The organism is Falsiroseomonas sp. HW251, assembly GCF_050563545.1.
Classification (GTDB): Bacteria; Pseudomonadota; Alphaproteobacteria; order Acetobacterales; family Acetobacteraceae; genus Falsiroseomonas.
Genome location: NZ_JBNXUM010000051.1, coordinates 22,253 through 32,409 on the forward strand (window position 1 = coordinate 22,253; position 10,157 = coordinate 32,409).

Annotated in this window: 6 protein-coding genes; 5 read left to right on the plus strand and 1 reads right to left on the minus strand. The window is 71.2% G+C overall.

The window, feature by feature from the left end:
* Positions 1–38 precede the first annotated feature (38 nt).
* Positions 39–1,592, minus strand: coding sequence for a hypothetical protein (locus tag ACLF3M_RS33605; protein WP_430661387.1), 1,554 nt, complete (start codon positions 1,590–1,592; stop codon positions 39–41).
* A gap of 999 nt (positions 1,593–2,591) precedes the next feature.
* On the opposite strand from ACLF3M_RS33605, the gene ACLF3M_RS33610 reads away from it, so the two are divergent.
* Genes ACLF3M_RS33610 through ACLF3M_RS33630 form a run of 5 tightly spaced genes read left to right on the plus strand, consistent with a single transcriptional unit; the run spans position 2,592 to position 9,821 of the window.
* Positions 2,592–3,956: an SWIM zinc finger family protein gene (locus ACLF3M_RS33610; RefSeq protein ID WP_430661388.1), complete on the plus strand. Its 1,365-nt coding sequence runs from the start codon at positions 2,592–2,594 to the stop codon at positions 3,954–3,956.
* A complete protein-coding gene (locus tag ACLF3M_RS33615; protein ID WP_430661389.1) occupies positions 3,949–5,367 on the plus strand; it encodes a DUF5691 domain-containing protein in 1,419 nt (472 codons plus the stop codon). The genes ACLF3M_RS33610 and ACLF3M_RS33615 overlap by 8 nt, the downstream gene beginning before the upstream one ends.
* A complete protein-coding gene (locus ACLF3M_RS33620) occupies positions 5,364–6,440 on the plus strand; it encodes an ATP-binding protein (protein WP_430661390.1) in 1,077 nt (358 codons plus the stop codon). Before ACLF3M_RS33615 ends, ACLF3M_RS33620 begins: the two co-directional genes overlap by 4 nt.
* A complete protein-coding gene (locus tag ACLF3M_RS33625) occupies positions 6,433–8,658 on the plus strand; it encodes a DUF5682 family protein (RefSeq protein WP_430661391.1) in 2,226 nt (741 codons plus the stop codon). Before ACLF3M_RS33620 ends, ACLF3M_RS33625 begins: the two co-directional genes overlap by 8 nt.
* Positions 8,658–9,821: a VWA domain-containing protein gene (locus ACLF3M_RS33630; RefSeq protein WP_430661392.1), complete on the plus strand. Its 1,164-nt coding sequence runs from the start codon at positions 8,658–8,660 to the stop codon at positions 9,819–9,821. The genes ACLF3M_RS33625 and ACLF3M_RS33630 overlap by 1 nt, the downstream gene beginning before the upstream one ends.
* The last annotated feature ends 336 nt before the right edge of the window (positions 9,822–10,157 follow it).

Consider the following 10,157-nt stretch of genomic DNA (forward strand, 5'->3'; position numbering starts at 1 on the left):
TTGAGGGAGCCTTTTCGTGTCGACGAAAAGGCTCGGCGTCAGATGAGGTGGAACACCAGCGGGCCGTCCGCGAGGTGCACGGTGAACTGGCTCACCCCGTGATACGTCGCAAGCGGTGACGCGCTGACCAGGGGATCGTAGACCTCGACCGTCGAGAAGCTGCGGTCGAGGACCACGGTGACGTCGGCGGTGGTCGCGACCAGCTGGACGTGGTTCACCGGGTCCCAGATCTGCTGCTCGTTCCAGACCACCAGGTCCGAGCTGCCGTCGCTCTTCTGTAGGAGGTGCGCCGCGGCCGTGCTCGGCAGGCCCGAGAACGACACCGTGACCGGGTTGAGCTGGAACGAGTTCGCCGCCGGCCCTGTATCGCCGAGGATTGCCGCCAAGTTGTGCAGGGCGATGGCAAAGGTCTTGGGCGTGCCGTCCGCGTGGAACAGGCCGAAATTGTGCTCGCGCTGCTGGTCGGCGGCCTCGTCGCGCAGCTCGTAGAAGAAGGTCGCGGCGATGCCGGCGTTCCAATCATCGAGCGCGGTGTAGAGCCCATACTTCGCCTGCACGTTCTCGTTCACGCCGCCCCAATTGGAATCGAGCGGCAGCGTGTAGTAGTTGGTCTCGGTCAAGATGATCGACTTGCCCGGCATGTTCGACGTGAAGGAATTGATGGTGCCGGGCAGCCAGTCGGCGGGACGCATGCCGTTCGGCACGTAGCCGTGCACGTTGGCATAGTCGGCATAGGGTGACATGTCGCCGATGCCGTAGTCGCTCTGCGGCCGCCAGCCCGTCGTGAAGTTGTAGACTGGAATGCTCGACAACTCCGCCGTGCCCTTCACGGCGGCAAAGAGGTCTTGCTGGAGTGCCTGCACCGCGGCGATGCCGTTCAGGCCGCGGTAGACGATCGGCGATGCATCGATCTCGTTCGGCCCCTCGATCGAGGTCACCGTGCCGGGGTGGGCGCGGACGAAGGCAGTCAGCGCCGAGAGGTGGCCGGTCAGGTCGACCGGGTTGATGTTCGGCAGTAGCGCATCGAGCTTGACGCCGGACGAGGTGAGCGTGCCGAGCTGGGCATACTGAAGAGGCCAGACAGACTCCGGAAACCAGTCGCGGATGCGGTGGACGCCGATGAAGTTGAGCTGGTCGAGCACGCTGGCAGCATCGCCATAGGCGGCGTTGCCCATGTGGGTGTTGACGCCGAGCGAGCCGATGAAATCTGCCGCCCGGGAGACCATCAGGTGGTAAGGCGGCAGCGTCGAGGGCGGCGGCGGCGTCGTGTCCGTCCCGCCGGTGTTGGTGGGCGGCGGCGGCGTCGTGTCCGTCCCGCCGGTGTTGGTGGGCGGCGGCGGCGTGGGGTCGGTGGTGGTGCCGGAGCCGCTGTCCTTAGGCCCCTTGGGGCGGGTGGAGGTGTCGGTCGAGCCGCCGCCCGTCGTGGTCGGCTTCCCAACCAGCAGGAGCGCGTCGGGATCGATTCGGACTGCGAGAGCGAAATAGTCCTGGCTGTCCGGCGTCGGCTCGGGACCGTCGGCCGCCGCGGGAGGCAGCGCGGCGAACGCGAAGTCCAGGGAGCCGAGGGGATCGGCGGCGGGGGCGGACGTCACGCCGGCGCTCGGCGCATCTGCAGTACCGGATGAAAGTAGGTTCGTCCAGAACTCGGCAAGCGTCGTGCCCGGCTCGTGCTGGCCCGGCGGGTGCTCCGGAGCAAGCGGCGCGGCTACGGATGTCGAAGCCGGGTCGCCACCTGCGCTATAGCAGAAGGCGTACGCAAGGGGCGCGGCAGAGGCGAAGGTCGGTATCGGCGACCGACGGCTCAGCCAAGAAGATCGCCAGTCGATTTGTGCCATGAATAAAGCGCTACAGCGCGACAGATTTTTCGTCAACTGAAAGTTGATTAGGTTCCGTTTTTTACAACCGTTCTGGCCCGGCGGGTGCGTGACCACGTGGCTGCCACCGGCGACGCGCTCGGACGCGCGCCGCTTCTTGCACAGCCAAGTATGCCAACTCGAACGAGGAAGTAGATCCCAGCGCCGCGCTGCATATGGCAGCGCCCTCGCGATCGAATGGGATCTATCAATGTCAGCGGCGAAGCGGCAGGCGCCCAGAGACTTTCGTTCGCCAGTTCCTACTGCTGCTCCAGTCGGCCTTCTCACAACCCGTCTCTCCTCGACGGCGCATCGCGCTGAAGCCCAGGTTCGGCCAGGGTTTCCGCCCGGACCTTGATGGTTCGAAGGCGGAATCACCGTCAAATTTGGGCCGGAGAGAGCGGAGAGTCTCCGAACCTTGAGGGTTGGCCGATTTTACCCTCAAGCTTAAGTCGTTGATCGTGAGTCACTTTCGGCGGCACCGGCTCGCGGCCTTCAGCCGTTCCACCGCTCGGGCAGTGCTGCCGCCCAACTTTCTATTCGGCACGAAGGCCCGAAAGGCGTCCTGCCGACGCCAAAGCGACTGACATACCGGGATAGCCAGGTCCGAGATCGACCGCGTCTTCGCCCGGTTCCGCGACGACAAGTCTCCTGCCGCGGCCTAGACGCGCACCTTTGGGCCCAGACAGATCAGGCTGCCGCGGAGAACGAAATCGGCTATTGGCTTTCCCCGATCCTATGGTGCTCTCCCGTAGCCAGATTGAGACAGCCGCACCTGACCAGGCGGCGCTGAACGCCGCCGCTGGGCTTATCAGGCCGGCCAAGTGGTCGGGGCTTGGCCGCAGCGCGGACGACGTTCTGGTCTGGGGGGAATGCCAGGGCTCGGGCGCCAATCCATATCGCGTCATGGCCGATGTCACCGACGTCGGAAGCAAGTGCACCTGCCCATCGCGCAAGTTCCCCTGCAAGCACGGCCTTGCCCTGATGTGGATGGTCGTCGACGGCGCCGCTATGCCCGTCGCGGAACCGCCGGCCTGGGTGGCGGAATGGGTGGGGCGGCGACGCAAGGGCGCGCCGCCGTCAAGCCGCGGCGACGCCGCAAGGAGCCTCGACGACGCTGCCAGACCCGAGCCGGACGCGGCACCGGACCCTGCTTCCGAGGCACGCAAGGCCGCCGCCGCGGCCAGGCGTGCAGCGGACACCCAGGCGAGCCTGCTCGCGGCCACCGAGGAACTGGACCGCTGGACCGCCGACCAACTGCGCACCGGGCTGGTCGGCTTCCTCGGCGAAGCCGGCGAACGCTGCCGCCGCATCGCGGCGCGGCTGGTGGACGGCAAGGCCGGCGCGCTTGCGGCACGGCTTGACGAGTTGCCGTCCCGCCTGCTGGCGCTGCCAGCGCCGGAGCGGCCCGACGCGTTGCTGGTGGAGTTCGGCAAGCTGGTGCTGCTCTGCCGCGCCTTTCGCGCCGCGCCTGAGGATGCGGAACTGCGGCGGGAGGTCGCAGTGACCGAAAGCCGCGAGGACCTGCTGACCGCCCCCGACGCGCCGCGCTGCGCCAGCACCTGGGAAGCGGTGGGCGAGCAGGTCGCGACGCGGCGCGACGGGCTGGTCAGCGTCTCGACCTGGCTGATGAACCTGCGGCCCGAGGGCCCGCGCTTCGCGCTGCTGCTGGACTACTTCCCGGCCTCGGCGGGGCGGCGCAGCGCGGCCTTCGCCGCCGGCGACCAGTTCGAGGCGACGCTGGCCTTCTTTCCCGCCCGCGCCCCGCTGCGCGCCCTGATCGTCGAGCGCGGCGCATCGCTGTCCCCGAAGCAGCCTTGGCCGGAGCCAGACGATGTCGATCCCCTCGCGGCCTGGCTCGCGCGGCTCGAGGCCTCGCCCTGGGCCCAGCTTGCGCCTGTGCTGCTGCCGGAAGGCCGGATCGCCACGGAGCGGTCGGGCGCAGCCTGGTGGCGCCGTGGCGACACCGCCTTGCCGCTGGTCGAAGCCCCGCCACCGGTGGCGCTCGGCAGTCGCCTGCGGGTTGCCTGCGGCCTGTGGTCCGGTGGCCGCCTGACGCTGCTGGCGGCCCAGAGCGACTGGGGACGGCTCGGCCTTGCGTGAGATCGAGGCCGCGCTCGGGGCGCTGCGCGCCGCCTGGATGGCGGGCCGCCCGGCGGCGGAGGCGGCACCGCCCGAATGGCGCGACGTCGCGGGGCCGGGCGCAGGCGGCGAACTCGCGCTGGCCGCGATCGCCGGACAGGCGCTGGAGGTCGCCTTCCGCCTTCGGCCGGGCTCGCCACTCGAAGACCGGCCCCCTCTGCCGCGGCTCGGCCTGCCCGCGCCGCCGAACGACGCTCGCGAGATCGCGCGCCGGCTAATGGCCTCGCTCCGCGACGAAGCGGAGAAGGCGAGGCTCATCGGCCTGATGCTCGCGCGCGGCCGCGTCATGCATCCCGCGGACTGGATGCCCGCCTCCGGCGACGATTGGCTGCCCGATGCCTATGGCCCTTGGCTCGACTGGCTGCGCGGCGAGGCCGCGTCCGGCGCGTCCGCGCTGACGGAAGCGAGCTGGGCGGCATGGCCCTGGCGCGCCTGTCGTGCGGAATTGCGGCGCCTGCGCCGCGCCGATCCCGCCGCCGCCCGCACCCTGATCGCCGCGCGCGCGCCGTCGGAGCCGGCGGACCGGCGCGTGCAGATCCTGGAACTGCTCGCGGAGTTGCTGGAGGAGGAGGACGCGCCCCTGCTGGCCGCCTTCGCGAATGACCGCTCGCCGCGTGCGAAGCAGCTTGCCCGTGGGCTGCTCGCGCGGCTCGGCCCCGGCTCGGACGAGGCGACGCGCGCGGCGGAGCAGGAACTCGCCGGCTTCTTCACGCTGCGCCGCGTGCTGCTGATCCAGCGGTTGGAAGTGAACCCGCTGACCGGCGCGGCGGCGCGTGCGCGGCGCGCCGCCCTGGCGCAGGAGGTCGGGTTTCCCGGCCTCGCCGCCGCGCTCGGCTTGTCGGAGCACCGCCTGCTGGCCCTGCTGCCGCCGCGTGAGGACGAGGCGGGCGCCCTGCTGCAAGCGATGGCGGCGGAGACCGGCTCGGCGGCGCTGCTGCCGGCGCTGCGCGACCGCGCCCTGGCAGGTGCGCTGCACGACACGGCTCTGGCCTCGCTCGCCGCGCGGCTGGGGCGCGAGGAGCGGCTGCGGCTGGTGGCGGAACGGCTTCGCCGCGACGCCGATCCGCAGTTCCGGCTGCCCCTGCGCCTCGCTGCCGGCGATCCGGGTGCGCTGACCCTGAAGCAGGTCGAGGGCCCGGGCCTCGCCGCTTTGCTTGCCACGGTGCCGACGCCGGCCGAGGAGCAGCCGCTGGCGCGCCAGGCGCGCGAGCGCCTCCTCGCCGCGGGCCTCCTCGCCCTCGGCATGCTCGCCGACGCGCCGGCTGCCGCCGCGCTGATCGAACGCTTCGTCGCGGGCGGGCTGTCCATCGCCGAACCGCGCCTCGATGCGCTGCGACTCAATGCCATGCTCATCCCGGGACACACGCCATGACTGACCTGCTGCGCCTGCCGGCGGAGACGATCCACGCCGCGGAACTCGCGGCACTCGCTGCCGCCGATGACGGGCCGCGGCCGGCGGGTTGGTTGCTCTCCCCGCGATCGGTGGTGACCTACATGATAGGCGGCGACGCGAGCGGCACGCCGATCGCGCCGAAATATGTCGGCGACCGCCGGCTAATCGAGACCGCCGTCGCGACGATCGCGACGGACCGTGCGCTGCTGCTGCTCGGCGTGCCCGGCACGGCGAAGAGCTGGGTGTCGGAACACCTGGCCGCGGCGATCAGCGGCGATTCCGGCCTGGTGATCCAGTGCACCGCCGGCACCGACGAGAACCAGATCCGCTACGGCTGGAACTACGCGCAGCTGCTGGCGCACGGCCCGTCCCGCGACGCGCTGGTGCCGACACCGCTGATGCGCGCGATGGAGGCCGGCAAGGTCTGCCGGATGGAGGAGCTGACCCGCATGGGATCGGACGTGCAGGACACGCTGATCACCGTGCTGTCGGAGAAGATGATGCCGGTGCCGGAGCTGAACACGGCCGTCAATGCGCGGCGCGGCTTCAACTTGATCGCGACCGCGAACCATCGCGACAAGGGCGTGAACGAGCTCTCCTCGGCGCTCAAGCGGCGCTTCAACGTGGTGGTGCTGCCCCTGCCGGCCGACATGGAGCAGGAGATCGCGATCGTCACCCGTCGCGTCGGCGAGATGGCCGCGGGCCTCGACCTGCCCGCGCCGAAGAACGTGGCGGAGGAAGTGGCCCGCGTCGTCGCGATCTTCCGCGAGTTGCGCAACGGCCAGACCGGCGACGGCAAGGTCTCGCTGAAGACGCCGTCGGGCAGCCTGTCCACCGCGGAGGCGATCGCGGTGATGATGGGCGGCCTGTCGCACGCCGCCTATTTCAATGGCGGCACGCTGAGCGCGGAGGGCGTCGCGCCGAACATGATCGGCGCCATCGTCAAGGACCCCGTTCAGGACAAGGTCGTGCTCGAGGAATACCTGGAGACCGTCATGAAGAAGCGGTCGGACTACGCGGACTACTACGCCGCGCTCGCCGGCCTTGTCTGACCTTCACGTCTTCGGCGTCCGGCACCACGGGCCGGGGTCTGCGCGCCGTCTGGTCGAGGCGCTGGACGCGGTGAAGCCAGCTTGCGTGCTGATCGAGGGACCGGCCGATGCGACGCCGCTGATCCCACTGCTGGGCGAGCCCGGCATGGTCCCGCCGGTCGCCCTGCTGGCCTATCCGCCGGACGAGCCGGGCCATGCGCGGTTCTGGCCGTTGGCGCGCTTCTCGCCGGAATACCAGGCAGCGCTCTGGACGCTGCGGCACGGGGCGGCGTGCCGCTTCATCGACCTACCCTCGGCCTGGCGCGTGCCGCAAGCGGGCGAGGCGGAGATGCCGGAAGACGCGCCGCCGCCGGCGACGGAGGAGACCAACCCGCTGCAGCGCGATCCCGTCGGCGTGCTGGCGAAGGCCGCGGGCTACGAGGATGGCGAGAGCTGGTGGCGCGACGTCATCGAGGAGAATCCGGAGCCCGGCCCGGTCTTCGCGGCCGTTGCCGAGGCCATGGCCGTGCTGCGCGAGGCCGCGCCGCCGCCCAAGGACCGCGAAGCCGCGCGGGAAGCGCATATGCGCCTCGAGATCGCGCGGGCGCGGCGCGAGACCGACGGCGCCGTCGCGGTGGTCTGTGGCGCCTGGCACGCGCCGGCGCTGGCGGCGAAGGTGCCGCTGTCGGCCGATCGTGCGCTGCTGCGTGATGCCCCGAAGCGCCGGATGGTCGCGACCTGGGCACCGTGGACCTCGCCGCGCCTCGCCTTCGACAGCGGCTACGGGGCCGGCGTCGTCGCACCGGGCTGGTGCGCGCATCTCTGGGACACGCCGGCCGCCCACGCGAGCACGCGATGGCTCGGCCGCATCGCCGCCGCGCTGCGCGCCGAGGGCCACCTGATCTCCACTGCCTCCATCATCGAGGCGCAGCGCCTCGCGGTCGCGCTCGCCGCGCTGCGCGGCCGGCCCGCGCCGGGCTTCGAGGAGCTGCGCGAGGCCGCGCTGGCCTGCCTCTGCTTCGGCGAGGCCGCGATGTGGGCACAGGTCGCGCGGCCGCTGCTGGTCGGGAACGAGGTCGGCAGCGTCGCCGAGGGCGCGCCGCAGGCGCCGCTGCTGGAAGACCTCGCGCGTGAGCAGAGGCGGCTGAAGCTGAAGCCGGAGGCGCTGGACCGCGAGCTTGCGCTGGACCTCCGCAGCGAGGCCGGGCTGGCGCGTTCGACGCTGCTGCATCGCCTGCTGCTGCTCGACGTTCCCTGGGGCACCTTGCAAGACCCTGGCGGCAGTCGCGGCACCTTCCGCGAGCGCTGGATCCTCCGCTGGGAGCCGGAGCTTGCCGTACGGCTGGTCGAGAACCTGGTCTTTGGCCCGACAATCGCGCAGGCCGCCGCAGGCCGCCTGGCGCGGCGGCTGCAGGACGCGCAGAGCCTCGGCCACGCGGCTGAACTGGTGCTGGAAGGGCTGACCGCTCAGATGCCGGACGCCGCCGCGGCGGGCATGGCGCTGCTCGATGTGCGTGCCGCGCATACCGACGACGCCGGGGAGTTGCTCGCGGCGCTGCCGCCGCTCGCGAACCTCCTGCGTTATGGCCAGGCGCGGCAGACCGACCTCGGCCCCGCCGTCGGACTGTTCGGGCGCATCGCGGCCCAGGCCGCGATCGGGCTGCCCTATGCCGCGCGCAACCTTGACCGAGAGGCCGCGGCATCGCTGCGCCGGACCTTGCGCGCCGCCGATGCCGCGCTGGTCCTGTTTGAGGACGCCGGGACGCTGCAGGCCTGGCGCGGGGCGCTGGCGGCGCTGGTTGCTGACGCGCAGGCCTCGCTGCTGCTGGCCGGCACCGCGGCGCGCCTGCTTTACGAGGCCGGGGCGATGGACGCCGGGGCGGCGGCGACGCTTCTCGGCCGCATGCTTTCGCCCGGCCGCGCGACGGCCGAGGCGGCGGATTTCTTCGACGGCTTCTTCGATGGCGGCGGGGAGAGGCTCATCCACGATGCCGCGCTGCGGGAGGCCGTTGACCGCTGGTTGGTCGCGCTCGATCCCGTCGACTTCATGGAGCATCTGCCGCTGCTGCGGCGCGTGCTCTCCGCGCTGGACCGCATGCAGCGCCGGCGCCTGCTGGATGCCGTGCTGGCCCGCAATTCCGGCGGGCTGCCCGGCCGCGTTCTCGCGCCCGACTCGGATCAGGCATGGGCGCGCCATTTCGCGCGGCTGCGCGGCATCCTGGCGAAGGAGCCCGGCTGATGTCCGACCAGGAACGCGAGCGCCGCTGGCGCCTGGCCGTCGGTGGCGAGGAGGAGGCGCTGGCGGACCCGGACCGCCGCCTCTCCACGGCGCTCACCGCGCTCTACGGCGATGGCGACGACACGAAGAAGCGGGGACGCGGCGGGCTCGGCCGTTCCGCGCCCAGCGTCGCGACATGGATGGGCGACATCCGCCGGTATTTCCCGGCGCCCGTCGTGCAGATCGTGCAGCGGGACGCCTTCGAGCGCCTGGGCCTGAAGCAGATGCTGCTGGAGCCCGAGTTCCTTGCGGTCGTCGAGGCCGACGTGAACCTCGTCGCGGACCTCGTGACGCTGCGGTCGGTAATGCCGGAGAAGACCAAGGCGATCGCGCGCGAGGTCATCGGCAAGGTCGTGGCCGCGCTGATGGAGCGGCTGGAACGCCGTACGGCGGAGGCACTTCGTGGCGCGGCGAACCGGGCGCGCCGCACCAGCCGCCCGCGCTTCGCGGACATCGACTGGCCGCGCACCATCCAGGCGAACCTGCATCACTACCAGCCTGACCTCCGCACCGTCGTGCCGCAGCGCCTGGTCGGCTTCCAGCGCCGGCAGCGTCGTCTCGTCGATCTCGACGAGGTAGTGCTGTGCGTGGACCAGTCGGGATCGATGGCGACCTCGGTGGTCTATGCCTCCATCTTCTCGGCCGTGATGGCGTCGCTGCCGGTGGTGACGACGCGGCTGGTCTGCTTCGACACTGCGGTGCTCGATCTCACCGACGAGCTTGCCGACCCCGTGGAGGTGCTGTTCGGTGTGCAGCTTGGCGGCGGGACGGACATTGCGCAGGCCGTCGACTATTGCGCGCAGCGGATCGAGCGGCCGACCAAGTCGCATCTGATCCTGATCTCCGACCTCTACGAAGGCGGCAGCCGGGATGCGCTGCTCGCGCGGCTGGCCACGCTGGTTGCCGTGGGGGTCAACGTGATCGTCCTACTGGCGCTGAGTGACAGCGGGCGCCCGTCGTTCGATGCTGCGCTTGCCGCCGAGGTAGCGACCCTCGGCGCGCCGGTCTTCGCCTGCACGCCCGACCAGTTCCCCGACCTGATGGCGGCGGCGCTGCGCCGCGAGGATGTCCAGGCCTGGGCGGCGCAGGCCGACATCAAGGTGGTTCGTGCAGCGGGGGAGTGACGAAGTCGATCACCTGCTTGCAGCAGGCTCCTGCGGACGACGGTCGCGTTCGCCGGCATCCCACCGGATTGACCAGGGTCGATCTCGGAAGAGCCTGGCTGCTGCAAGCCGCGCGCCGCGCAGGATCCGCTTTCCACCCATCTCGGTCGGTCGCGGCGCATCAGGCTCGGTTCAGCGTCGCTGAAAGTCCCTGCGTTGCTCGGCCCAGGTGACCGGAACATGTGCCAGGAGCCGCGGGAGGCTCGCCCCCGGGCGGCTGCCGCCCATCCAGTGTGCCTTGCACGAGGCAGCGTCAGCCGCAGCAGCGACCCAAGGTACCCGCGCTCGATCTTCTCC

Excerpts from the sequence above, each read along its gene's own strand:
- ACLF3M_RS33610 (WP_430661388.1), top strand. The coding sequence starts at position 2,592 with ATGGTGCTCTCCCGTAGCCAGATTGAGACAGCCGCACCTGACCAGGCG.
- ACLF3M_RS33620 (WP_430661390.1), top strand. The coding sequence starts at position 5,364 with ATGACTGACCTGCTGCGCCTGCCGGCGGAGACGATCCACGCCGCGGAA.
- ACLF3M_RS33630 (WP_430661392.1), top strand. The coding sequence starts at position 8,658 with ATGTCCGACCAGGAACGCGAGCGCCGCTGGCGCCTGGCCGTCGGTGGC.